At 71.8% G+C, this 22,867-nt stretch carries 20 protein-coding genes and 1 tRNA gene; 8 read left to right on the top strand and 13 right to left on the bottom strand.

Features of this window, described 5'->3' with window-relative positions; genetic code table 11:
• The first annotated feature begins 6 nt into the window (after positions 1-6).
• Positions 7-1,611 (top strand): glycerol-3-phosphate dehydrogenase/oxidase, encoded by a 1,605-nt coding sequence (locus ABZ939_RS00785; RefSeq protein ID WP_361847151.1) that lies wholly within the window; start codon positions 7-9, stop codon positions 1,609-1,611.
• Between the two features lie 193 nt (positions 1,612-1,804).
• A complete protein-coding gene (locus ABZ939_RS00780; protein ID WP_361847148.1) occupies positions 1,805-2,845 on the top strand; it encodes a PAC2 family protein in 1,041 nt (346 codons plus the stop codon).
• A gap of 61 nt (positions 2,846-2,906) precedes the next feature.
• On the opposite strand, the gene ABZ939_RS00775 is transcribed toward ABZ939_RS00780, so the two are convergent.
• The 5 genes from ABZ939_RS00775 to ABZ939_RS00755 form a co-directional block, all read right to left on the bottom strand.
• On the bottom strand, positions 2,907-5,963 hold the full coding sequence (locus tag ABZ939_RS00775) for an NPCBM/NEW2 domain-containing protein (RefSeq protein WP_361847145.1): 3,057 nt from the start codon (positions 5,961-5,963) through the stop codon (positions 2,907-2,909).
• Between the two features lie 115 nt (positions 5,964-6,078).
• A complete protein-coding gene (gene mshC, locus ABZ939_RS00770) occupies positions 6,079-7,308 on the bottom strand; it encodes a cysteine--1-D-myo-inosityl 2-amino-2-deoxy-alpha-D-glucopyranoside ligase (RefSeq protein WP_361847142.1) in 1,230 nt (409 codons plus the stop codon).
• Positions 7,309-7,451: 143 nt separating this feature from the next.
• Positions 7,452-8,255 carry an SCO1664 family protein gene (locus tag ABZ939_RS00765; RefSeq protein ID WP_361847139.1) on the bottom strand — a complete coding sequence of 268 codons (804 nt, stop codon included), beginning with the start codon at positions 8,253-8,255 and terminating at the stop codon, positions 7,452-7,454.
• Positions 8,252-8,842 (bottom strand): DUF3090 domain-containing protein, encoded by a 591-nt coding sequence (locus ABZ939_RS00760; RefSeq protein WP_361847136.1) that lies wholly within the window; start codon positions 8,840-8,842, stop codon positions 8,252-8,254. The genes ABZ939_RS00765 and ABZ939_RS00760 overlap by 4 nt, the downstream gene beginning before the upstream one ends.
• A 77-nt stretch (positions 8,843-8,919) precedes the next feature.
• The gene (locus tag ABZ939_RS00755; protein ID WP_361847133.1) at positions 8,920-9,609 is read right to left on the bottom strand and encodes a histidine phosphatase family protein; all 690 of its coding nucleotides are present in this window, start codon (positions 9,607-9,609) and stop codon (positions 8,920-8,922) included.
• Between the two features lie 96 nt (positions 9,610-9,705).
• Between ABZ939_RS00755 and corA the strand changes: the two genes are divergently transcribed.
• Complete coding sequence (corA, locus tag ABZ939_RS00750) at positions 9,706-10,698, top strand: magnesium/cobalt transporter CorA (RefSeq protein WP_361847933.1); 993 nt, start codon at positions 9,706-9,708, stop codon at positions 10,696-10,698.
• 6 nt (positions 10,699-10,704) lie between these two features.
• Here the strand turns inward: corA and ABZ939_RS00745 are convergent, their stop codons facing one another.
• Together ABZ939_RS00745 and ABZ939_RS00740 are read right to left on the bottom strand one after the other, a co-directional pair.
• Positions 10,705-11,490, bottom strand: a complete 786-nt coding sequence (locus ABZ939_RS00745) for a ferritin-like domain-containing protein (RefSeq protein ID WP_361847130.1) — start codon at positions 11,488-11,490, stop codon at positions 10,705-10,707.
• A 214-nt stretch (positions 11,491-11,704) separates the two neighbouring features.
• The gene (locus ABZ939_RS00740; RefSeq protein WP_361847127.1) at positions 11,705-12,754 is read right to left on the bottom strand and encodes an LLM class F420-dependent oxidoreductase; all 1,050 of its coding nucleotides are present in this window, start codon (positions 12,752-12,754) and stop codon (positions 11,705-11,707) included.
• A 129-nt stretch (positions 12,755-12,883) separates the two neighbouring features.
• Here ABZ939_RS00740 and ABZ939_RS00735 point away from each other — a divergent pair, with 129 nt between their 5' ends.
• A complete protein-coding gene (locus tag ABZ939_RS00735; RefSeq protein ID WP_361847124.1) occupies positions 12,884-13,870 on the top strand; it encodes an aldo/keto reductase in 987 nt (328 codons plus the stop codon).
• 107 nt (positions 13,871-13,977) lie between these two features.
• Positions 13,978-16,047, top strand: coding sequence for an ATP-dependent RecD-like DNA helicase (locus ABZ939_RS00730; RefSeq protein WP_361847930.1), 2,070 nt, complete (start codon positions 13,978-13,980; stop codon positions 16,045-16,047).
• Between the two features lie 68 nt (positions 16,048-16,115).
• On the opposite strand, the gene ABZ939_RS00725 is transcribed toward ABZ939_RS00730, so the two are convergent.
• Positions 16,116-16,763 (bottom strand): hypothetical protein, encoded by a 648-nt coding sequence (locus tag ABZ939_RS00725; RefSeq protein WP_361847121.1) that lies wholly within the window; start codon positions 16,761-16,763, stop codon positions 16,116-16,118.
• Between the two features lie 47 nt (positions 16,764-16,810).
• On the opposite strand from ABZ939_RS00725, the gene ABZ939_RS00720 reads away from it, so the two are divergent.
• Complete coding sequence (locus ABZ939_RS00720) at positions 16,811-16,999, top strand: DUF5703 family protein (RefSeq protein WP_005319466.1); 189 nt, start codon at positions 16,811-16,813, stop codon at positions 16,997-16,999.
• A 48-nt stretch (positions 17,000-17,047) separates the two neighbouring features.
• On the opposite strand, the gene ABZ939_RS00715 is transcribed toward ABZ939_RS00720, so the two are convergent.
• The 3 genes from ABZ939_RS00715 to ABZ939_RS00705 all read right to left on the bottom strand — a co-directional run bounded on the left by ABZ939_RS00715 (position 17,048) and on the right by ABZ939_RS00705 (position 19,686).
• Entirely contained in the window at positions 17,048-17,812 is a 765-nt protein-coding gene (locus tag ABZ939_RS00715) for a chaplin (RefSeq protein WP_361847118.1), read from the bottom strand.
• A 154-nt stretch (positions 17,813-17,966) separates the two neighbouring features.
• The gene (chpH, locus tag ABZ939_RS00710) at positions 17,967-18,200 is read right to left on the bottom strand and encodes a chaplin ChpH (RefSeq protein ID WP_361847115.1); all 234 of its coding nucleotides are present in this window, start codon (positions 18,198-18,200) and stop codon (positions 17,967-17,969) included.
• Positions 18,201-18,360: 160 nt separating this feature from the next.
• Complete coding sequence (locus ABZ939_RS00705) at positions 18,361-19,686, bottom strand: M20/M25/M40 family metallo-hydrolase (protein ID WP_361847112.1); 1,326 nt, start codon at positions 19,684-19,686, stop codon at positions 18,361-18,363.
• Positions 19,687-19,895: 209 nt separating this feature from the next.
• Between ABZ939_RS00705 and ABZ939_RS00700 the strand changes: the two genes are divergently transcribed.
• Positions 19,896-19,983 (top strand) — tRNA-Leu (locus tag ABZ939_RS00700).
• Between the two features lie 198 nt (positions 19,984-20,181).
• Positions 20,182-21,108, top strand: a complete 927-nt coding sequence (locus tag ABZ939_RS00695; RefSeq protein ID WP_361847109.1) for an RluA family pseudouridine synthase — start codon at positions 20,182-20,184, stop codon at positions 21,106-21,108.
• Here the strand turns inward: ABZ939_RS00695 and ABZ939_RS00690 are convergent.
• Together ABZ939_RS00690 and ABZ939_RS00685 are read right to left on the bottom strand one after the other, a co-directional pair.
• Positions 21,092-21,721 (bottom strand): MBL fold metallo-hydrolase, encoded by a 630-nt coding sequence (locus tag ABZ939_RS00690; protein ID WP_361847107.1) that lies wholly within the window; start codon positions 21,719-21,721, stop codon positions 21,092-21,094. The two genes, ABZ939_RS00695 and ABZ939_RS00690, sit on opposite strands and share 17 nt — an antisense overlap.
• The gene (locus tag ABZ939_RS00685) at positions 21,721-22,809 is read right to left on the bottom strand and encodes an S-(hydroxymethyl)mycothiol dehydrogenase (RefSeq protein WP_361847104.1); all 1,089 of its coding nucleotides are present in this window, start codon (positions 22,807-22,809) and stop codon (positions 21,721-21,723) included. Before ABZ939_RS00685 ends, ABZ939_RS00690 begins: the two co-directional genes overlap by 1 nt.
• Between the last annotated feature and the right edge of the window lie 58 nt (positions 22,810-22,867).

The raw sequence follows: 22,867 nt of genomic DNA, 5'->3' as shown, positions 1-22,867 counted from the left end.
ATCGACATGACCACCCTGCAGAGCGTCCCTGCCCTGGGGACGCGACCGGCCGCCGGTTCCCTGCCGAGCCGCGCCGAGACTCGGGAGCAGCTTTCCAAGGCGACGTACGACCTCCTGGTGATCGGCGGCGGCATCCTGGGCATCTCCACCGCCTGGCACGCCGCGCAGTCGGGCCTGCGGGTGGCCCTGGTGGACGCCGGCGACTTCGCCGGCGCCACCTCCTCCGCCTCCTCCAAGCTCCTCCACGGCGGTCTGCGCTACCTGCAGACCGGTGCGGTCAAGCTGGTGGCGGAGAACCACTTCGAGCGGCGTGCGGTCTCCCGTCAGGTGGCACCGCACCTCGCCAACCCCCTCACCTTCTACCTGCCCGTCTACAAGGGCGGCCCGCACGGCGCGGCCAAGCTCGGTGCCGGTGTCTTCGCGTACTCCGCCCTGTCCGCCTTCGGTGACGGCGTCGGCCACCTGCTCAGCCCGGCGAAGGCCGCGCAGGACGTGCCGGAGCTGCGCACGGACAACCTCAAGGCCGTGGCCGTGTACGGCGACGACCAGATGAACGACGCGCGCATGGCGCTGATGACGGTCCGCGCGGCCGTCGACGCCGGCGCCACCGTGCTCAACCACGCCGAGGTCACCGGGCTGCGCTTCACCCGGGGCCGGGTCACGGGCGCGGAGCTGAAGGACCGTACGAGCGGCGACGAGTTCGGTGTCACCGCCCGCCTGGTGCTGAACGCGACCGGCCCGTGGGTCGACCACCTGCGCAGGATGGAGGACCCGAACGCGGCCCCCTCCATCCGCCTGTCCAAGGGCGCGCACCTGGTCCTGAAGCGGACCTCGCCGTGGAAGGCCGCGCTGGCGACCCCGATCGACAAGTACCGGATCACCTTCGCCCTCCCCTGGGAGGACATGCTGCTGCTCGGTACGACCGACGAGGAGTACGAGGGCGACCCCGGCCAGGTCGAGGTCACCGAGAAGGACACCGCCCAGATCCTCGACGAGGCCGCGTTCTCCATCCGCGACCAGCAGCTGTCGCGCGATCTGATCACCTACGCCTTCGCGGGCCTGCGGGTGCTGCCGGGCGGTCCCGGCGACACCTCCAAGGCCAAGCGCGAGACGGTCGTCACCGAGGGCCGCGGCGGCATGCTGTCGGTCGCCGGCGGCAAGTGGACGACCTTCCGCCACATCGGCCGTACGGTGATGAAGAAGCTGGAGTCCCTGCCGGGCCACCCGCTGGGCGAGGACTACGAGCCGGTGTCGACGCTGCCCAAGCGGCTGCCGCTGCCCGGCATAGCCAACCCGAACGCGGTCGCGCACCGCCTGCTCGTCGACGGTCCGGCGCCCGGCCCGCGGATGGCCGCCGACACCGCCAAGCACCTGGCGACGCACTACGGTTCGCTCTCCTTCGACATCGCCCGGATGGCGAACGAGAACCCGGAGCTCGGCGAGCGCATCCACCCGGACGCTCCGGAGATCTGGGCGCAGGTCGCCTACGCGCGTGACCACGAGTGGGCCGAGACGGCCGACGACGTGCTGCGCCGCCGTACGACCCTGACGATCCGCGGTCTGGCGACGGACGAGGTCCGCGGCAAGGTCGAGGACATGCTGCGCAAGTGAGATGACGTAAGGGGCGGCCTCAATGGGGGCCGCCCCTTACGCGTGCCCGGAGCCGGGCCGTGTGCGGGGCGGGGATCCTGGGTAGTGATCAAGGCCGCCGAGGCTCCCGGTTCGTACACGAGGGCTGCGGACGGACGGCCGGAAAGCCGTAAGGTTGGTCCGTACGACAGGAACTTCGAAAAGGAGGCACTGGGTGATCGAGCTCGAGGGGGTTCCCGAGCTGATCGACCCGGTCATGGTGGCCGCGTTCGAGGGCTGGAACGACGCCGGCGACGCCGCCTCCACCGCGGTCGCCCATCTGGACCGGGAATGGAAGGGCGAGGTGTTCGCGGCGCTCGACGCCGAGGACTACTACGACTTCCAGGTCAACCGGCCCACGGTGTGGCTGGACAACGGTGTCCGGAAGATCACCTGGCCGACCACCAGGCTCTCCGTGGTCAGGGTCGGCGGCGAGAAGCCGCGCGACCTGGTCCTTGTGCGCGGGATCGAGCCGTCGATGCGCTGGCGCTCGTTCTGCAACGAGATCCTGGGCTTCGCCCATGAGTTGGGCGTGGAGATGGTGGTGATCCTGGGCGCGCTGCTCGGCGACACCCCGCACACCCGGCCCGTACCGGTCAGCGGAGTCACCTCCGACCCGGATCTGGCGCGCACGATGGATCTGGAGGAGACCCGCTACGAAGGCCCCACGGGCATCGTCGGCATCCTCCAGGAGGCGTGCACGCACGCGGGGGTGCCCGCGGTGAGCCTGTGGGCCGCGGTGCCGCACTATGTGTCGCAGCCGCCCAACCCCAAGGCGACGCTGGCTCTGTTGAACCGTCTCGAGGATCTGATCGACCTGCGGATCCCGCTGGGCGAACTGCCCGAGGACGCGCGGGCCTGGCAGCTGGGCGTGGACCAACTGGCCTCCGAGGACAGCGAAGTGGCGGAGTACGTCCAGACGCTGGAGGAGGCGCGGGACACCGCGGAGCTGCCGGAGGCCTCGGGTGAGGCGATCGCCCGGGAGTTCGAGCGGTATCTGCGGCGGCGTGACGGCGGTCCGGGTCCCGGCCAAGGCCCCGGTCTCGCGACGGACGGTGGCGACTCCTCGTATCTGAGGGACACCGGCAGCGGCCGGACGCGGCCACCGAAGCCGGAGCAGCCGGGTCCGGAATCGGCGCCGGAGAGCTCCGAACCGCAGGCGCCCCGCGAGGGCGAGGACTCCGAGGGCGACGCCGGACCCGACGCCGAGGAGTGAGCCGTACGAGAGGGGCCGCGCCGATTCCGGCGCGGCCCCTTCGTCGTTCCCCTGCCCTATGTCAGGCGCAGGCGAAGCGGGCCGCCGCCCAGTCCCCGTGGTCACCGCTCTTGGAGCCGTTGGTGTCGGTGATCCGCAGCCGGACATGGCGGGCGCCGATGACGTCGACGTCGACCGGTACGGTCGCCGAGGCGCCGGTCAGTTTGGGCGAGGTCCACAGCACCTTGCCGTCGGCCTCGACCGAGAACGCGACCTCCCCGTAGCCGTTGATCTCGTCGTCGATGCCGACCTCGGCGGTGAAGTCCGTACAGCGGCCGCCGAGGTAGACCTCGATGTCGGAGTCGGCGTGGGCGCCGATGCCCTTCTCGTAGGTCTTGCCGGCCAGGGTGAGGGTGCGACCGTCGCTCGCGCCCGACTCGCCGTTGGAGCGGTCGCGTTCGGGCGGGCCCCAGCCGTTGGTGGCCTTCAGCCAGACCAGATCGCTCGCCCAGACGCCGGTGGTGGGCGGCTCGGGCATCACTCCGACGGCGAAGCGCTGGACGGCGGTGCGGTCCTGGCCTGCGGAGCGGTGGCGGGCGGTAGCGGTGAGGGTGGCCTCCCCGGGCTTGGCGTCCTTCGCCGGGGTGACGGAGACCTCGACCCGCTTCGTGGTGCCCGCCGGGATGCGGTTGACCGGCGCGGCCGGGGTGACCTGCCAGCCGGCGGGGGCCGTCAGTGAGACCTGGACGCCGGTGGCGTCCTTCGTCCCCGCGGTGACGTCGACGGCCACGGTGCCGGGGACACCGGCGCCCAGCTCCTGTCCGGCCGGGGCGGCGACGGTGGCGGCGGCGCCCGGTACGGCTCCGCCGACCGCGCTGGTGTCGTCCAGTTCGAGGGTGAAGGCCCGGTCGGTGCGCTGGGCGGCGGTCTTGACCTTCACCACTCCCCCGCGGTCGTCGCGGTCGTACCACCAGCCCTGGCCGGCCGCCTCGTAGGCGGTCTTGGAGGTGAGGCGGGGCAGCTCGCGGTCGCCCAGCCTGACCTCGCTCGGCGCGTCCCCGGTGTGGAGGGTGAACTGGTACGGCCGGGCGGCGGACTTGCCGACGAAGGTGCCCTTGCTCGCGCCGATCCGTACCGTCACGTCACCCGCGCCGCGCTGCGGCGCACGGACCTCGGCGGTCTGGGTGGCGTACTGGCCGGTGCGGTGGGCGCGGGTGACGCCGTCGTCCTCGTACAGCTCGAAGGACGAGGCGCCCTGCGGGTAGATGTCCCAGGCGAGCGGGGAGTCCGCGGTGCGGTCGGCGTACGAGCGGATGCCACCGGGCCACATCGGGATGGTGGCCCCGGCCCGTACGAACAGGGGCAGGGTGTCGAGGGGGGCGCTGTAGTCGTCGACGGTGACGGGGCCTTCGTAGGTGCGACCGCTCCAGTAGTCGATCCAGGTTCCCTTGGGGAGGTAGATGCCGTCGCGTTCGACGGCGTCCTGGTAGACGGGGGCGACGAGGAAGTCCTCGCCGCTCAGGAACTCGTACTTGGCCGCCTCGCTCGCGGCCTTCGGGTCGTCGGGGTACTCGAGGACGAGCGGCCGGGCGAGGCCCACACCGGACGTGGTGGCGCGGTGGGCGTGCGAGTAGATGTACGGCAGCAGCGACTCGTGGAGCTTCAGCGAGGCGCGGTTGATCGAGGTGTACGGCTCCCCGTAGCGGAAGGGCTGCTTGTCGTTGGCGGCCCAGCCGTCCATGGTCATGGTGACCGGCAGGAACATCTTCCACTGCAGGTCGCGGGTGTACGTCTTGGCGCTGCCGCCGAAGATGCCGTCGACGTCGCCGGTGGTGTAGGCGAGGCCGGACATGGAGGCGCCGGCGTAGGTGGGGATCTGCCAGCGGATGTACTCCCAGGTGCCGGACTGGTCGCCGGACCACTGGACTCCGCAGCGCTGCGCGCCGGACCAGCTCTCGGGGGCCCAGGTGAAGCCGCGGGCGTCGCTGTTGGCCTCGATGCCGGCGTGGGCGTCCTTGCAGCCGTCGAGGGCGAACTTGTAGCCCGCGCCGACCCAGGCGACGTCGAGCTTGGCGACCCGCTGGCCGGCCTTCACCTGGTCGGCGAGCTTGTCGAGGCCGTCCTCGGTCCACAGGCCGAGCTGCATCTTGCGCTGCTGCAGGCCGGTCGCGGTCTCGGCGAGGTTCTCGTAGCCGCAGCCGTAGCCGTCGTTGACGAGCATCCAGCCGTTGGGCATGTCGTTGGCGACATAGCCGTCGGCGACCTTCAGGGCGTCGAGGGTGTGGCGCTCACCGCGGTTGGCGTTGTGGAGGTAGCAGTCGGCGTCGCCGATCTCCAGGCCGTAGACGGGTGGCAGGAAGGGCTTGCCGGTGAGGCTCGTGTACTGGCCGATGACGTCCTTGAGGGCGTCGGAGCCGGAGCCGGCGAAGTAGTAGGCGTCGAAGCGCTGTTCGCGGGCGGTGGTGGTGACGGGCTCGCCGAACACATAGGTGTTGGGGGCGTAGGTGTTGCGGTAGACGCCGTAGCCGGCCGACGAGAGGTAGAACGGGACGGAGTTGGGGTGCCCGCCGTCGTTCCAGTTGTAGTCGACGCCGACCTCGACGGTCTTGCCGCGGTGTGAGGTGTTGCCGCGGCCGTTCTGCATCCCGGCGCCGTAGAACTGCTCGTCGGCGCCCCGGGTCAGGGACTGGGTGGTGCGGTCCTGGCTCCAGGTCAGGCCCGTGGTCTCCGACCACAGGGGGGTGCCGTCGGCGCGGAGGGCGGCGAAGCGGAGCGGTGACTTGTAGGCGCGCAAAGTCACCTTCGCGGAGGTGAGTTCGTAGCGGTCGCCCCGGTCGTACCAGCGGGTGGTGGGCGCCGGGCCCTGGGGCAGCACGATGTCCTGCCCGGTGGGGTCGGTGAACCGTCCGTCGGGGGCGAGTTCGATGCGGAAGGTCTCGTCGGTGACGAAGCTGACGCGGGCCTGTGCCTGACCGGCGGTCAGTCGGTAGACCGCTCCGTCGGCGGCGAAGCCGGTGACGTCCCCGACGGTGGTGGGTGACGGCTCGGCGGACTGGGCGCTGCCCGGCCCCGCGAGCACGGCGAGGAGCCCGAGCACGGCACCGGAGAGTGCAGCTTTCATGCGCAATATTGATTGCATGGAGCGTATTTAGCGCAGAAACAAGCACAGGGCCAGGACAAAACGGAACCGCCCTCGGACTTCGGGAAGAAGTCCAAGGGCGGCTGGCCGAAAGAGAGTTGTGCGGGAACCCCGGTTACAGAGCCACGCCGAGCAGTGCGTCGACGGCGCGGGAGACGAGGCCGGGCGCGGACTCATCCGTACCGCCCTCGGCGCTCTGCTGCGCGGCCCAGCGGTCGACGGCCGCGAGCGCGGCCGGCGCGTCGAGGTCGTCGGCGAGCGCCTCGCGGATCTCCTCGACGAGCGCGTCGGCGGACGGGCCGTCGGGGCGGGAGACGGCGGCGCGCCAGCGGTCGAGGCGCTCCACCGCGTCCTGGAGGACCTGGTCGGTCCACTCCCAGTCGGCGCGGTAGTGGTGCGAGAGGAGCGCCAGGCGGATGGCGGCCGGGTCGACGCCGTCGCGGCGGAGCGCGGAGACGAAGACGAGGTTGCCCTTGGACTTGGACATCTTCTCGCCGTGCAGGGCGACCATGCCGGCGTGGACGTACGCCTTGGCCATGGGGAACTCGCCGGTCAGCGTCTGGGCGTGGGAGGCGCCCATCTCATGGTGCGGGAAGATCAGGTCGGAACCGCCGCCCTGCACGTCGAAGCTCATGCCCAGGTGGTCGAGGGCGATGGCGACGCACTCGATGTGCCAGCCGGGGCGGCCGGGGCCGAGGCTGCCGCCGTCCCAGCTCGGCTCGCCTTCGCGGGCGGCCATCCACAGCATCGGGTCGAGCGGGTTCTTCTTGCCCGGGCGGTCCGGGTCGCCGCCCCGCTCGGCGGAGAGGTGCCGCATCAGCTCGGTGTCGTAGTTCGACACCTGGCCGAAGTGCGGGTCGGCCTCCACGGAGAAGTAGATGTCGCCTTCGAGCTCGTACGCGGCGCCGGAGTTCCGCAGCCGCTCGACGAGCGGCACGATGCCCGGTATGGCCTCGACCGCGCCGATGTAGTGCTGCGGCGGCAGCATCCGCAGGGCGGTCATGTCCTCGCGGAACAGGGCGGTCTCGCGCTCGGCCAGGCCGACCCAGTCGATGCCGTCACGGATCGCCCGCTCCAGGAGCGGGTCGTCCACGTCGGTCACGTTCTGGACGTAGTGCACCTGCCGCTTGGTGTCGAGCCACACGCGCTGAACGAGGTCGAACGCGTTGTAGGTCGCCGCGTGACCCATGTGGGTCGCGTCGTACGGCGTGATGCCGCAGACGTAGATACGAGCGACGGGGCCGGGGTCGAGGGTCACTCGTCCACCGGTCGCGGTGTCGTGGATCCGGAGGTCGCGGCCCTTGCCGGGCAGGGCGGGGACCTCAGAAGCGGGCCAGGCATGCATGACCTGAGCGTAACCGGACACACGTTCCGGATACGAACCGGATGCGGGATCTTGGCCGATGAGGCGCTCTTGCAGCTCGCGGCCGTTCATGCATACCCCCTGGGGGGTGCCGACAGCGGATCGGGTTGGCCGGATCCGATCGGTCAGACCGGCGGCCAGGGGATCGCGGGCCACTGCCCGGAGGGCTCGGGGTGCCGGCCGGTGGTGCGCAGGGCGCTCACCCGGCCGCGCAGGGCGTCCACCTCGGCCGCGGTGAGCAGCTCCGCCAGCCGGATGGTGAGCGGCGTGCCGGGGGCCAGATCGCCGTCGAGCCGGTCGAGCACCTCGGTGGCCTCGGCGGGCAGCTCCTCGCCCGCCCAGCCCCACAGGAGCGTGCGCAGCTTGTCGTCCACGTTGAAGGTCACCCCGTGGTCGATGGCGTACAGACGCCCGTCCGGGGCGGGCAGCAGATGGCCGCCCTTGCGGTCGCCGTTGTTGATGACCGCGTCCAGGACCGCGAGCCGGCGCAGCTCGGGGCGGTCGGCGTGGACGAGGAGCGCCGTGCGGTCCTCGCCGACCTGGGCGGGTCCGACGGCCTTCCAGCCCTCCCCGGCCTCCTCGTCCTCGGTCAGGGCGAGCAGGTTCGCACCGGGGTCGGCCTCGATCCAGAGCTGAACCATGCCCTCGCCGTACGGGCCGTCGCGCAGCACCGTGGGCGGTACGAGCCCCCAGCCGGTGGCCTCGGAGAGCTCGTAGGCGGCGACCTCACGCTGGGCGAGGGTGCCGTCGGGGAAGTCCCACAGCGGCCGCTCGCCCGCGACGGGCTTGTAGACGCAGGCGGCCTCTTCGCCCGCGTGGGCGACGGAGCAGAAGAGCACCGCGTTGGAGGCCTCGCGGACCTGGCCGCGGACGGTCAGCTCTCCCTTGGTGAGCAGGTCGAGGACCGCCCGGCTGTCGGGACCGCTCATGCTCCGCGTCGGTATCCGTTCTGGCGGGGGCACACATGGCCCTCGGGGTCGAGCGGCAGGCTGCACAGGGGGCACGGCGGCCGGCCGGCGTTGACCACGTCGAGGGCGCGCTTGGCGAAGGCCCTGGCCTGGGCGCCGGTGAGGCGGACCCGCAGCATCGGCGGGCCGTTCTCCTCGTCCTGGAGCATCCGCTCCTCGGCCTCGGCGAGGTCCTCGTCGGTCTCGGCGTCGAGCTCGACGAGCGCCTGGGCCTCGACGATCATGCGCTGTTCCTCGCCGTCCCAGGCCAGTGCCATCGTGCCGACCCGGAACTCCTCCTCGACCGGGATGTCGAGGGGGGCGGAGTCCGTGATGTCGGCGGGGGCGACGGCCGGGACGGGGGCGTTGCCGCCGGTGCGGCGCACGACCTCGTCGAGGAGTTCGTCGATGCGTTCGGCGAGCGCGGCGACCTGGGTCTTCTCCAGGGCCACGCTGGTGACCCGGCCCGCCGCGGACGCCTGCAGGAAGAACGTACGGCGGCCAGGCAGCCCGACCGTGCCGGCCACGAAACGCTCCGGTGGGTCGTAGAGGAACACCTGACGGGACACGTCCCTGACTCCCTTGAGTCTCGACAGTGGTGAAGGCCCGCGCTACAGCGGCCCGTCCACCCTACTGCGCGGATGGATCACGGTGCGCCCGCACCGCCCCCGACCTCCGCGGCCCCGCCCGAGTCGCCGCCCTCCCGGGGGGTGAGCGCGGCGAAGTCGCCGGTGTCGCCGAGGCGTACGACGAAGGGGCGCAGCCTCGTGTAGCGGATGACGGTGACGGAGCAGGGGTCGACGTGGATGCGCTGGAAGAGGTCGAGGTGCATCCCCAGCGCGTCGGCGACGATCGACTTGATGACGTCTCCGTGCGAGCACATCGCGTAGACGGCGTCCTCGCCGTGCTCCGCCTCGATCCGGGCGTTCCAGTCCCGTACGGCGTCGACGGCCCGCGCCTGCATGCCGCGCATCGACTCGCCGCCGGGGAAGGCCGCGGCGGAGGCGTGGGCCTGGACGATCTCCATCAGCGGCTCGTCGCCCAGTTCGGCGAGTTTGCGGCCGGACCAGTCGCCGTAGTCGCACTCGCTGATCCGCTCGTCGGTGTGGAACGGCAGTCCGGGCCGGGCGTCGAGCAGCGGCCGCACGGTCTCGCGGCAGCGCTGCAGCGGGCTGGAGACGACGGCGGCGAGCGGCACTCCGGCCAGTCGCCCGGGCAGCGCGGCGGCCTGCGCGGCCCCCCGCTCGTCGAGGGCGACCCCGGGGATCCGTCCGGCGAGGACCCCTGAGGTGTTGGCGGTGGAACGTCCGTGACGGACGAGGATCAGCGTGGCCATGGCGGCAAGCGTAAGTGGCGGCACGCGCGCGTGGGACAGGGGCGGCGGACGATTCGTGGGCACGCGCGCGTGCAGGACGAGGACCGGCGGGGAAGAATACGGCGCGTGATCGTGGACTCCGCCATCTATCGGCGCGGGCGCCGTACGGAAGGCCCCGCCGACCTGTCCGATGCCCTGGAGCAGGCGAGGGCGACCGGTGACGCGTTCCTCTGGGTGGGGCTGTACGAGCCGACGGAGGCCGAGTTCGATCACGTCTCCGCCGAGTTCGCACTGCATCCGCTGGCCGTCGAGGACGCCTTGAAGGCCCATCAGCGGCCCAAGCTGGAGGTCTACGACGACTCGCTCTTCGTGGTGCTCAAGCCGGTGCTCTACGAGCCGGAGAGCGACCGCGTGTCGACCGGCGAACTGATGGTCTTCATCGGCGACTCGTTCGTGGTGACGGTACGGCACGGCGAGGGTTCGCCGCTCGCGGCGGTACGCCGCCGTCTGGAGGCCGATCCCGACGTGCTGCGGCACGGGCCGACGGCCGTGCTGTACGCGATCAGTGACGCGGTCGTCGACCACTACATCGACGTGGCCGGGGAACTCCAGGTCGACCTGGAGGAGCTGGAGGCCGACGTGTTCGCGCCGACCGGCGGGAAGCCGGGGAGAACGGCGGAGCGGATCTACACCGCCAAGCGCCAGGTGCTCGAGTTCCGCCGGGCCGCGGGCCCGCTGGCGGCGCCCGTGGAAAGGCTCGCGACCGGGACGGTGCCGTTCGTGAACCAGCACGCGAGGCCCTTCTTCCGGGATGTCAGCGACCATCTGGTGCGCGCCAACGAGCAGGTGGAGAGCCTGGACCGGCTGCTCTCGGACGTGTTGGCGGCGCATCTGGCGCAGATGGGCGTGCGGCAGAACGACGACGTGCGGAAGATCTCGGCGTGGGCGGCCATGGCCGCGGTCCCCACGATGGTCGCGGGGATCTACGGCATGAACTTCGACCACATGCCCGAGCTGCACTGGGTCTGGTCGTACCCGGCGGTGATCCTGCTGATGGCCGGGGCCGTCCTCGGCCTGTACCGGCTGTTCAAGCGCCGGGGCTGGATGTAGGCGGGTTCAGAACGCGGGAGCCGGGGTCGCGGGGCCTCCCAGCGCGTTGCGCCGCTCGGGCATCGTGAGCTCGACCATCTTGTGCCAGCCGCCCACCCGTTCCCATGTGTACATGCCGTGGATCCCGGCGGCCAAGGCGGCCGACTTGGCCTTGGGCCACCGCAGGATGCGGCCCATGTGGCTCATCACGGCGAGGCTCACGTCGCGGTAGACCCGGATCTCGGCGAGCGCGGACTCCCGCAGGGTGCGCTGGATGAGCCGGCCGTGTCCGGCGTACGCGAGGCGCAGCAGCTCCTCGTGGCAGTAGGCCAGGTGGTTCGCCTCGTCGTGGTCGATCATGTGGATCGCCTTGCCGAGCTCGGGGTGGTCCCCGAAGTATGTGACCAGCATGTCCATCTGGTCCGCGGCCCGTTGCTCGGTGACCCGGCTGTGCGCGAGGTAGACGATGATGTCCTGCTCGCTCAGCGGCTCGTCACGGCGGAGCTTGTCGTGGGCGAGGCCGATGCCGCGCTGTTCGAGGAGCATCGTGTAGTCGGTGTCGGGCGGCACCGGCACGGGCTCGAGGCCGCGCTTCTTCAGCAACGCGTTGAAGATCCGGCCGTGCTTGTCCTCGTCGGCCCCGTGCCGGGTGATCTTGGGGGCGAGATCCCGCATCCCCGGCGCGACCAGGGCCGCGATCCGAGCGTTCTCCCAGCCGCCCTGGGTCTCGCCGCTGGCGGCGATGGAGCAGAAGAGCTGGAAGGAGTCGTCGTTGTCGATGATTTCCTGGAACAGGCCCTTGGCCGTGAGCATTGCAGCCACCTCCATGCGGGCGTCCGCACGCCGCACGTCCGCAGAGAACGAGTCAAATGCGGTACCGGCGAGTGGGCAACAGGAGCGGCGGGCGACTCGGCCGAAAGAGTGAGGCCCGCGCTCGTAACCAGGAGGACCGTGGCGCGTTGTGCTGCATGACGGCCGTGGCGGGGAAGACCCCCCGAGCCCCCACCACGGCCGCAGAACTTTCCGGTTACGCGAGGCCCGCCCGCTCCAGGGCCTCGGTGCCCGCCCGCAGGGCCGCCACCCGCTCGTCGAGGGTGAAGCCGGCCGGGGCGATGGTGAGGGTGGTGACACCGGCCTCCGCGTACGCCTTCATCCGGTCCGCGATCCGCTCCACGGAGCCGAGCAGGGTCGTCTGGTCGATCAGCTGCCGCGGTACGGCGGCGGCAGCGCCGGTCTTGTCACCGGCCAGGTACTTGTCCTGGATCTCGGCGGCCTGCTTCTCGTAGCCCATCCGCTGGGCGAGCTGGTTGTAGAAGTTCTGCTTGCGGCTGCCCATGCCGCCGACGTACAGGGCGGTGTACGGGCGGAAGATGTCGGCGAGGGCGTCGATGTCGTCGCCGAGGGCCAGGGGCAGCGTGGGGTGGACGTCGAAGCCCTCCATGGTCAGCCCGGCCTTCTCGCGGCCCGCCCGGAGCGGGCGCAGCGCGGTCTCCTCCAGGTGCTCGGCGGAGGGGAAGATCAGCAGCGCGCCGTCGGCGATCTCGCCGGTCTGCTCCAGGTTCTTCGGGCCGATCGCGGCGATGTAGAGCGGGATGTGCTCGCGCTGCGGGTGCACGGTGAGCTTGATGGGCTTGCCCGGGCCGTCCGGCAGCGGCAGCGTCCAGTGCTCGCCCTCGTACGTGAGGCGCTCGCGCGACATGGCCTTGCGGACGATCTCGACGTACTCGCGGGTGCGGGCCAGCGGCTTGTCGAACTTGACGCCGTACCAGCCCTCGGAGACCTGCGGTCCCGACACGCCGAGGCCGAGGCGGAACCGGCCGCCGGAGAGCGAGTCGAGGGTGGCGGCGGTCATCGCCGTCATGGCGGGCTGGCGCGCCGGGATCTGCATGATCGCGGAGCCGACGTCGATCCGCTCGGTCTTGGCGGCCACCCAGGAGAGCACGGTCGGCGCGTCGGAGCCGTAGGCCTCGGCTGCCCAGCACACGTCGTAGCCGAGACGGTCCGCCTCCTGCGCGACGGCGAGATTGTCGCCGTCCATACCGGCGCCCCAGTAGCCGAGGTTGATGCCGAGCCTCATGACCACACCCTCTTTACTGATCAGTAACGTCCCTTGGGCCGGACTCTAGCGCGCGGGTGCGCGATCCGTCAGGGGGAGGTTGTCCACAGGCTCTCTCCGCGTGGGGTCTTGGCCAGTAATCTCGCGCCCATGGAGCAGAGGCATCTCGGACGTACCGGCCTGCGCGTGTCCCGGATCGGGCTCGGCACCCTCACCTGGGGCCGGGACACCGACGAGCACGACGCCGCCGACCAGTTGAAGGCGTTCTGGGACGCGGGCGGCACGCTGGTCGACACCGCGGACGTGTACGGCGGCGGCGAGTCGGAGTACGTGCTCGGGCAGCTCATGGAGCGTCTTGTGCCGCGGCGCGATCTCGTCATCTCCACGAAGGCGGGCAGCGTCCCCGACCCCGACCGCCGGATGGACGGCTCGCGCGGGCATCTCCTGGCCGCGCTCGACGCCTCCCTGGCCCGCCTCGGCACCGACCACGTCGATCTCTGGCAACTTCACGCCTTCGATCCGCACACCCCGCTGGAGGAGTCCCTCCAGGCGCTGGACATCGCCGTGAGCAGCGGGCGGGCGCGGTACGTGGGGGTGTCGAACTTCTGCGGATGGCAGCTGGCGAAGGCGGGGACCTGGCAGCTCGGCGCGTCGGGCGCGGGACGGACGCGGCTGGCGGCGACGCAGATGGAGTACTCGCTGCTCCAGCGGGGCGTCGAGCGGGAGGTACTGCCGGCCGCCCTCGACCTGGGGATAGGTCTGCTGCCGTCCTCACCCCTGGGCCGCGGGGTGCTGACGGGCAAGTACCGCACCGGCACCCCGACGGACTCGCGGGGCGGCTCGGAGACCATGGCGCCCTTCGTGGAGCCGTATCTGGACGAGGCGGCGAGCCGGATCGTGGACGCCGTCGCGACGGCCGCGGACGGCCTGTCGGCGACACCGCTGCAGGTGGCGCTCGCCTGGGTGCGTGACCGGCCGGGGGTGACCGCCCCGATCGTCGGCGCGCGCAACGCGCGGCAGCTCACGGCGGCGTTGTCAGTGGAGAGCCTTAGTCTTCCTGACGAGATCTGCCGGGCTCTCGACGATGTGTCGGCGCCCGTGCACCGCTATCCGGACCAGGACTGGAGCACCCTGTGACCGAGCCTTCCCGGGAGACCCCTCCCGAGGCAGCCGAGCCCGCGCCGGGCGAGGACGAGGCCACGACGGATCGCCCCGCGGCGGGCGCCGACGCCGCCGCGGACCATGTGGTCTCCGGCGACGCGCCGGCGGAGACCGACGGCGACGACGCGGCCGACGAGGCCACGGGGACCGACGGTGCACCTGACGCCGGCGCCACGTCCGCCGACGGCGGCGACAAGGCTGCCGAGGTCTCCGAGGCGCAGGCGGAGCTCGCCGCGCAGCGCGAGCTGCGGGCCAGGATCGAGCAGCGCAAGGCCGAGAAGGAAGGCCCCATCGAGGCGGGCACCAAGCTCAGCGGCAAGGCGGCCGATCTGCTCGCGGCGGTGCGGGCCGTGGAGAGCGGTACGACGTCGGGCAGCGCGCTCCTGGAGGCGCCCGAGCCCGGGCCCCGGCGCCCCGCCCCCGCGGCCGAGCCTGCCATGACGGTCCGCCCGGCCCCGGTCGAGAAGGCGGCAGCCGCCCCGGAGACGCTGACGGCCGTGCGAGAGGTCCTGGCGCGCGGGGGTGCGCCGGAGTCGCTGACCGGGCAGGTCGCCACCGTGCTCGGCGAGGGCGCCGCCGAGGCGCTGCGCGAGGACCCCTGGCAGCTGCTCGCGGTGCCGGGGGTGCAGCCCGAGCACGCGGACGGCTTCGCGCGGGCCCTGCTCGGCGCGGAGTGCGGCCCCGGCGATCCACGCCGGGCCGTCGCCCTGGTCGCCTGGCTGCTCGAGCGGGCCGCGCTGAAGGGGCACACCGCCCTGGAGGAGACGGCCGTGCGGGCCGGTCTCGCCAAGCTGTCGGTTCCGGACCCGGACGAGGCCGTCCAGCAGGCGATCTCCGAGGGCGCGGTGCTGGTCTTCCAGGAGGAGGACGCCCAGGCCGCCGAGGAGGACACCGAGGAAGAGCAGGCATCCGCGCTGGAGGCCCCCGACGTCCCGGTCCTGCTCGGGCTCGACCGGTACGCCCTCGCCGAGGAGAGCCTGGCCGACGGCCTCGCCCGGCTGGCCAAGACGGTCACCGCCGACACCTGGGACGGGCCCGAGCTGGTCCGCGCCGCCGGAGCCCATGGGCTCGTCGCGCACACCGGCGGTGAGGCGGCCCGCCGCGAGCCGGTCGCGCTCGCCGAGGCCGCCCGGGAGCGGGGGCTGCGCGTTGCCGTGGCGGCGCACAGCGAGAACGGCGTCCGTCGCCTCGGCGCGCAGGCACTCACCGTCGCCGCCCTGCTGTCGGGCGCGGCCGGACCCGGCCGGGACGAGGAGGGCGCCCTCGCCCTGGACCTGCTGATCGTGCTCGACGCGCCACAGCTGGACGTCGAGACCGCCGCGATGCTCGTGGAGTCGCTGCCGGACGGGTGCCGTCTGGTGCTGAGCGGCGACCCCGGTGTCCTCGGCTCCGCGGGTGCCGGCCGGGTGTTCGGCGATGTGCTGGCGGCCCGCGTGTGCCCGCAGGTCGCGTCCCGCGTCCCCGATCCCGGCCCGATCGGCGAGCTCGTCTCGGGCATCGGCATCGGCGAGCTGAACCAGGTGGACGCGCCCGGCAAGGAGGTCGTGATCGTCCCGGTCCGGGACGCGGGCGAGGCCGTGCACCGGTCCGTTCAGCTGGTCGCCGACTCCGTTCCGCGGGCGATCGGCGTGCCGGCCGAGCAGACCCAGGTGATCACGGTCGGCCACGGCGGCTCGGCGGGCACCCGCGCGCTGAACGCGGCGCTGAAGCAGCGGCTCAACCCGGGCCCCGGGCGCTTCGGCGGCTTCGACCCGGGCGACCGGGTGGCGTACGTCCCGGCCCCGGGGCGCACGGTGACCGGCACGGTCGTCTCGGCCGACGCCGAGGGCCTGTGGCTGGAGTGCGAGGGCGAGAAGCTCGTCGTACCGAAGGAGCGGGTGGAGTCGGCGCTGCGGCACGGCTGGGCGCTCACCGCGCACCAGGCGGCCGGCATGCGCTGGCCCGCCGCGGTGGTGGTCCTGCCCGGCGATGCCGCCCAGGGGCTGAGCCGGGCCTGGGTCTACACGGCCTTCGGCCGTGGGGAGCGCCATCTGTCGGTGGTCCACGGCGTGGACCAGGCGCTGCCCCGCGCCGTGGCCGAAGGGGCGTCCCAGGACCGTACGACCCGGCTGCGGCCGCTCCTGGAGGCTCTCCTGGCCGTCGGGGAGGAATGACCCGGCGCGAGGCGGAGTACGACGGAGGGCGGGGCACCCACACGGTGTCCCGCCCTCCGTCGTACGCCTCAGGCGTCCTGCTGCTCCGGACCGTCGTCGAGTTCGTCGTCGAAGACCGCGCTGACGTCGAAACGGCAGACGATCCGCTCGGGATCGGCCTGCTCAAAGGGGGCGTTCAGCCACTCCCCCGGCTCCGGCAGCTCCTCAGCAGCCGAGACCCAGAGGGTGGAGTCGCCCTCCTCCAGGCCGAACTCCTTGTGACGTGAGGCGATTTCGTCCGGTTCGTACTCACCGAAGAGCACGCCGAGCGCCGCGTGCGTACTGGCGCCGACGACGGGGGCGTTCTCCGGGCCCTCCTCGTCGCTCTCCAGATCGGTGATGCGCTGGGCCTGGGCGAGCAGTCGCTGTGGCTCCACCACCGCGTAGTCGCGACGGATCAGCACGCTGAGGGCGTGCGGCTCCTCGGGACCGGCGTACGGCGGCAGCGAGTCGTCGGCGCCCGGGATCTCGAAGGGGGTGACCTCGTCGTACCGGTCGTAGAGCCGCTCGTCGTACGCCTCGGCCGCCGCGGCGAGGGCGTTGAAGGCTTCGTAGACGGCCGGGTCGTCGTCCCCCGAGCGGCGTTCGACCGCCGCGAGGTGACGGTCCAGTGCGGCTTTGACCGCCTCGGCGGCGGCACGTACCTCGGCAGCGGTGGGCTGCGCAGCATCAGACATGGGACGCACGCTATCCGTACCGGGCCTGTGCCCGCACAATAGATGCGATGCCGGAATACGAATTTGTCGACGTGTACGTGCCGCGCGGCGTCTCCCGCAAGGAGGCGACGCGGCTTCTGACCGACCATGCCGAGTACGGGCACTGGGAGTTGGACCGACTGAGCCTGCACCGGGACGGCAGCCGCAGGGTGCGGCTGCGCCGGCGCATCATCCGTCAGGTCCGCGCCACCTGGTGACGGAGAAGGGGCCCCGCGGTGCGGGGCCCCTGTGTGTTGCGCGCCGTCCTACGCGGTCTGACGGGCGCGGCGGTAGAGAACCGCGCCCGCGAGCAGCAGGCCCGCGCCGGCCGGGACGATCACCCCGAGCGGACCGGAGCCCGTCTCCGCGAGCTCCTCGGTCCCGTCGGTCTGCGTGATCGTGTGCGCACCGGGTGTGTTCGGTCCGTTCGGCGTGCCGGGGCCGCCGTGCTCGCCCGAGTCACCGGGGCCGCCCGGGGTCCCGGGGTTGCCGGGCGTGCCCGGGTTACCGGGGTTGCCCGGGTTACCGGGGTTCCCGGGGTTGCCCGGATTTCCAGGGTTCCCGGGGTTGCCCGGGTTCCCCGGCTCGCCCGGGTGACCCGGGTGGGTCGGCTCGACGCCGTTGCCGCACTCGTTGCCGAACGCCGGGTTGATGGCGCCGATGACCGAGACGCTGTTCCCGCAGGCGTTCACGGGGGCGTCGATCGGCACCTGCACGTTGTTGCCCGAGCCGACGCCCGGGGAGTTGCTGGTGCCGCCCTCGGCCGAGGAGCCGCGGCCGCCCGGCTTGGAGACATTGGCGCACTTGTTGCCGAACGCCGGGTTGATCAACCCGACGACACTGACGGTGTTTCCGCAGGCGTTCACGGGGACGTGAACCGGCACCTGGACGGAATTTCCGGACGCGACGCCCGGGGAATTCGAGGCCGTACCGTTCGCACCCGAATCCGCATTCGCATAACCACCACCGAGGGCGAGTACGCCGCCCGCGGCCGCAATGGTGATCAGGCCCTTGCGCGTGACCTGTCGCATAGTTGTTCCCTGCCTTCTCGGCTTCTGCCTTCTGAGCTTCAGAAGAGGGCCACCGGGCGCCACGCCCGGGGCGGAAATGGCCACCGGCCCCGGAGTGCATGGCACGCACTCCGGGGCCGGACCGGCTCAGACCCTCACGGGTCGAGGCACAACGTCAGGCGTTGACACAGGTGTTGCCGAAGGCGGGGTTCAGCAGCCCGATCACGGAGACCGTGTTGCCGCACACGTTCACGGGGATGTGAACCGGCACCTGGACGACATTGCCCGAGAGCACGCCGGGGGAGTGCACAGCGGCACCCTGGGCTCCCGCATCGGCAACGGCCATGCCCGCACCCGCGAGAACGAGACCGCCGGTGGCAGCCGCAGCAGCGACGACCTTCTTGATCATTATTCCTCCTTGTTGGCAAATGCGGTCCCAGCCGCGGACCGCATCACCTGTAACGAGGGGGAAGTTATGTGGCTACGAACCTATGAGTGCATTCACTCTTTCCGGTCACACACGCACACGCGGCCGATTACCGAGAGGCGCGACCGAGCAGGAACGACGCTCAGGAGGCGTCGATGAAGCGGTCGAGAACACGGACGCCGAACTTCAGTCCATCCACCGGCACCCGCTCGTCCACACCGTGGAACATCCCGGCGAAGTCCAGCTCCGGCGGCAGCTGGAGCGGCGCGAAGCCGAAGCAGCGGATGCCGAGGTCGTCGAAGGACTTGGCGTCGGTCCCGCCGGAGAGCATGTACGGCACGGCGCGGGCGATCGGGTCCTCCGCCTTGAGGGCCAGCTGCATCGCGTCGACGAGGTCGCCGTCGAAGCTGGTCTCCAGGGCCTTGTCCCCGTGCACGTCCTCGCGCTTGACCCGCGGCCCGAGGATCCGGTCGAGGTCGGCCAGGAACTCCTCCTCGTAACCGGGCAGGAACCGTCCGTCGACGTGCGCCGTGGCCTGGCCCGGGATGACGTTCACCTTGTACCCGGCGCCGAGCATCGTCGGGGCGGCGGAGTTGCGCAGGGTGGCGCCGATCATCTTGGCGATGCCGCCGAGCTTGGCGAGCGTGGCCTCCATGTCCTCCGGGTCGAGCGGGGTGCCCAGGGCGTCCGAGAGCTCGTCCAGGAAGGACCGTACGGTCTTGGTCATCCGCACCGGCCACTGGTGGCGGCCGAGACGGCCGACGGCCTCGCAGAGCTCGGTGATCGCGTTGTCGTTGTTGGTCATCGAGCCGTGGCCTGCCGTGCCCTCGACGGTCAGCCGCATCCAGTGCATGCCCTTCTGGGCCGTCTCGACCAGGTAGAGCCGCAGGTTCTCGTTGACGGTGAAGGAGAAGCCGCCGACCTCGCCGATCGCCTCCGTCACCCCGTCGAAGAGGTCCCGGTGCTTGTCGACCAGGTGCCGGGCGCCGTAGGTGCCGCCCGCCTCCTCGTCGGCGAGGAACGCGAGGACGATGTCGCGCGGGGGCTTGCGGCCGCTGCGCATCCGGTCCCGTACGACCGCGAGGGTCATCGCGTCCATGTCCTTCATGTCGACCGCGCCCCGGCCCCAGACACAGCCGTCGGCGACCTCGCCCGAGAACGGGTGGTGGGTCCAGTCCTCGGCGTTGGCCGGCACGACGTCGGTGTGGCCGTGGATGAGCAGGGCCGGCCGGGAGGGGTCCTCGCCCTCGATACGGGCGACGGTGGAGGCCCGCCCCTTGTGCGACTCGATGATCTTCGGCTCGAGTCCGACCTCCGCGAGCTTCTCGGCGACGTACTCCGCCGCCTTCCGCTCGCCGGGGCCGGAGTGGTCGCCGTAGTTGCTGGTGTCGATGCGGATGAGGTCGCGACAGAGGTCGACGACCTCGTCCTCGCCGGTGACGCTCCGGGCCGTGTTCGACTCGCTCACGCTGCTTCCTCCCACTACGTGCCCCACGTGCTTGCTGGTGGTCGCCCCCATCCTCCCGTGCCGGGCCCCCGGGACCCAAGGGCGGCCGTCGGCCGACATGCCGCTGTCACACGGTTCCGGCCGGAGCAGGGGTGGTGATCGGCCACCCCGAATGTTTGCTATGGTTTTCCACGTCGGAACGGCCGAGCGGCCGGAAAGACAGACACCTTGTCCGGGTGGCGGAATGGCAGACGCGCTAGCTTGAGGTGCTAGTGCCCTTTATCGGGCGTGGGGGTTCAAGTCCCCCCTCGGACACCACACGAAGTCCCCGTCGAGATCTTCTCGACGGGGACTTCGGCGTTCCGGCCGCAGGGCGCGAGTGCCGTCGAGGTGGTGCGCCCGTGCGCGCGGGGGTCGCTACACGGCGTGAAGACTCGCACGCTCTACGCGGTTCGACCGAGGCGGGTGCGCGGCCGCGGGCGTAGGGAGGCGTAGAGGGGTGGTTACCGTGGTGCGGTGAGACGCAGAACGAAGGCTCCGGCGGCGCCGCTCCCCCAGCGCGACGGGATCGATCCGGTGCGGGTGCGGCTGCCGGCGGATCCCGGCGGTGCGTGGGCGACCCTCGGGGACCATCTGCGGGGCCGCTTCGGGGGTGCCGTCGGGGTCGCTCGGATCGAGGAGATGCTCGCCGGCGGGCGGTTCGTGGGCACGGACGGGCCGGTGGACGGGGAGGAGCCGTACACCGCCGGGCAGTATCTCTGGTTCCACCGGGACTTTCCGGCCGAGGAGCGGGTGCCCTTCGAGATCGGGGTCGTGTACCGGGACGAGCGGATCGTGGTCGTCGACAAGCCGCACTTCCTGGCGACGATGCCGCGCGGCCGGCATGTGACCGAGACTGCCCTCGCCCGGCTGCGGCGGGAGCTGGGGCTGCCCGAGTTGCAGCCCGCGCACCGGCTCGACCGGCTGACGGCCGGCCTGGTGCTGTGCGTCGTACGGCCCGGGGACCGGGGGGCGTACCAGACCCTGTTCCGGGACCGGCTGGTCGGCAAGGAGTACGAGGCGGTGGCGCCGTACGACCCGGCGGTGGCGCTGCCGGTGACCGTGCGGAGCCGGATCGTGAAGGAGCGGGGGGTGATGGCCGCCCGGGAGGAGCCGGGCGAGCCGAACAGCGAGAGCCGGATCGAGCTGGTCGAGCACCGGGCGGGGCTCGGACGCTACCGGCTGCTTCCCGCGACCGGGCGCACCCATCAGCTGCGGGTGCACATGAACGCCCTGAGGCTGCCGATCCTGCACGATCCGGTCTATCCCGTGGTGCGCGAGGACGGGCCGGAGGACTTCTCGCGTCCGCTGCAACTGCTCGCGCGGACGCTGGAGTTCACCGACCCGGTCTCGGGCGTACCGAGGAGGTTCGAGAGCCGGCTGCGGCTCAGTGGCCTCGGTTGATCCACTCCTGGAGGTGCGGGGCCTCGGCTCCGACGGTGGTGGTGTCGCCGTGGCCGGTGCGGACGACCGTCTCCGGCGGGAGGGTCAGCAGCCGGTCGCGGATCGAGTCGACGATCGTGGGGAAGTCGGAGAAGGACCGGCCCGTCGCGCCGGGGCCGCCCTGGAAGAGGGTGTCGCCGGTGAAGACCGTGCCCAGGTCGGGCGCGTACAGGCAGACGGCGCCCGGGGCGTGACCGGGGGTGTGCAGGACCTTGAGGTCCGTACCCGCGATGGTCAGGGTCTGGCCGTCGGCGAGTTCGCCGTCGGGGGTGTGGTCGGGGTGGGTCTGCTTCCACAGCGGCTGGTCGGCGGGGTGGAGCAGGATCCGGGCGCCGGTGGCCGCGGCGAGGGCCGGGGCCGCGTCGATGTGGTCGTTGTGGGCGTGGGTGCAGACGATCGCGCGCAGCGTCCGGCCGTCGAGCGCGGCGAGGATGGCGGGGGCGTCGTGGGCGGCGTCGATGACGATCGCCTCCGAGTCGTCGCCCACGATCCAGACGTTGTTGTCGACGTCCCAGGTGCCGCCGTCGAGGCTGAACGTGCCGGAGGTGACCAGGTGGTCGATACGGGTCGTCATCAGAGGACCACCACCGAGCGCAGGACGTCGCCCTCGTGCATCCGCGCGAAGGCCTTCTCGACGTCGCCGAGGCCGATGGTCTCGGTGACGAAGGCGGCGAGGTCGATGCGACCCTGCTGGTGCAGGTCGATGAGCATGGGGAAGTCCCGGGAGGGCAGACAGTCGCCGTACCAGGAGGACTTCAGCGCACCGCCGCGGCCGAAGACGTCCAGGAGCGGGAGTTCGAGCGTCATCTCGGGGGTGGGGACACCGACGAGGACGACGGTTCCGGCGAGGTCGCGGGCGTAGAACGCCTGCTTGTACGTCTCCGGGCGGCCGACGGCCTCGATGACGACATCGGCTCCGAAACCGCCGGTGAGCTCCCGGATGGCCTCGACGGGGTCGGTGGTGCGGGAGTTGACGGTGTGGGTGGCGCCCATCGCCCGTGCGGTCTCCAGCTTGCGGTCGTCGATGTCGACGGCGATGATCTTCGCCGCGCCGGCGAGGCGGGACCCGACGACGGCCGCGTCGCCGACGCCGCCGCAGCCGATGACGGCGACGGTGTCGCCCCGGCCGACGTTGCCGGTGTTGATCGCGGCGCCGATGCCGGCCATCACTCCGCAGCCGAGGAGCCCGGCGACCTCGGGGGCGACGGACGGGTCGACCTTGGTGCACTGGCCGGCGGCGACGAGGGTCTTCTCGGCGAAGGCGCCGATACCGAGGGCCGGGGAGAGTTCCTGGCCGGTGGAGGCCAGCGTCATCTTCTGCTCGGCGTTGTGGGTGGCGAAGCAGTACTGCGGGCGGCCCCGCAGGCAGGCGCGGCAGGCGCCGCACACGGCACGCCAGTTGAGGATCACGAAGTCACCGGGGGCCACGTCGGTGACACCCGCGCCGACGGACTCGACGATGCCCGCCGCCTCGTGGCCGAGGAGGAAGGGGAAGTCGTCGTTGATGCCGCCCTGTTTGTAGTGGAGATCGGTGTGGCAGACCCCGCACGCCTGGATCTTCACCACGGCCTCGCCCGGTCCCGGGTCGGGGACGACGATCGTCTCGACCCGTACGGGCTCGTTCCTGCCGGGGGCGATGACCCCCTGCACCTGCTGCGCCATCGGGCACTTCCCTTCCTCTGTAAGGCTCTTGGGTACCACTATCTCCTGACAAAGGGCG

Origin of the sequence: Streptomyces sp. NPDC046712 (assembly GCF_040645695.1) — a bacterium.
In the GTDB taxonomy this organism is placed as follows: Bacteria; Actinomycetota; Actinomycetes; order Streptomycetales; family Streptomycetaceae; genus Streptomyces.
Note: the sequence above shows the minus strand (reverse complement) of the source record. Positions and strands in the feature narration are given on the sequence as shown.

What these genes read in the sequence shown, in the direction of transcription:
- ABZ939_RS00785 (WP_361847151.1), top strand. Translation starts at nt 7, where the DNA reads ATGACCACCCTGCAGAGCGTCCCTGCCCTGGGGACGCGACCGGCCGCC.
- ABZ939_RS00775 (WP_361847145.1), bottom strand. Translation starts at nt 5,963, where the DNA reads ATGCAATCAATATTGCGCATGAAAGCTGCACTCTCCGGTGCCGTGCTC.
- mshC (WP_361847142.1), bottom strand. Translation starts at nt 7,308, where the DNA reads ATGCATGCCTGGCCCGCTTCTGAGGTCCCCGCCCTGCCCGGCAAGGGC.
- ABZ939_RS00765 (WP_361847139.1), bottom strand. Translation starts at nt 8,255, where the DNA reads ATGAGCGGTCCCGACAGCCGGGCGGTCCTCGACCTGCTCACCAAGGGA.
- ABZ939_RS00755 (WP_361847133.1), bottom strand. Translation starts at nt 9,609, where the DNA reads ATGGCCACGCTGATCCTCGTCCGTCACGGACGTTCCACCGCCAACACC.
- ABZ939_RS00745 (WP_361847130.1), bottom strand. Translation starts at nt 11,490, where the DNA reads ATGCTCACGGCCAAGGGCCTGTTCCAGGAAATCATCGACAACGACGAC.
- ABZ939_RS00740 (WP_361847127.1), bottom strand. Translation starts at nt 12,754, where the DNA reads ATGAGGCTCGGCATCAACCTCGGCTACTGGGGCGCCGGTATGGACGGC.
- ABZ939_RS00735 (WP_361847124.1), top strand. Translation starts at nt 12,884, where the DNA reads ATGGAGCAGAGGCATCTCGGACGTACCGGCCTGCGCGTGTCCCGGATC.
- ABZ939_RS00725 (WP_361847121.1), bottom strand. Translation starts at nt 16,763, where the DNA reads ATGTCTGATGCTGCGCAGCCCACCGCTGCCGAGGTACGTGCCGCCGCC.
- ABZ939_RS00720 (WP_005319466.1), top strand. Translation starts at nt 16,811, where the DNA reads ATGCCGGAATACGAATTTGTCGACGTGTACGTGCCGCGCGGCGTCTCC.
- ABZ939_RS00715 (WP_361847118.1), bottom strand. Translation starts at nt 17,812, where the DNA reads ATGCGACAGGTCACGCGCAAGGGCCTGATCACCATTGCGGCCGCGGGC.
- chpH (WP_361847115.1), bottom strand. Translation starts at nt 18,200, where the DNA reads ATGATCAAGAAGGTCGTCGCTGCTGCGGCTGCCACCGGCGGTCTCGTT.
- ABZ939_RS00690 (WP_361847107.1), bottom strand. Translation starts at nt 21,721, where the DNA reads ATGACGACCCGTATCGACCACCTGGTCACCTCCGGCACGTTCAGCCTC.
- ABZ939_RS00685 (WP_361847104.1), bottom strand. Translation starts at nt 22,809, where the DNA reads ATGGCGCAGCAGGTGCAGGGGGTCATCGCCCCCGGCAGGAACGAGCCC.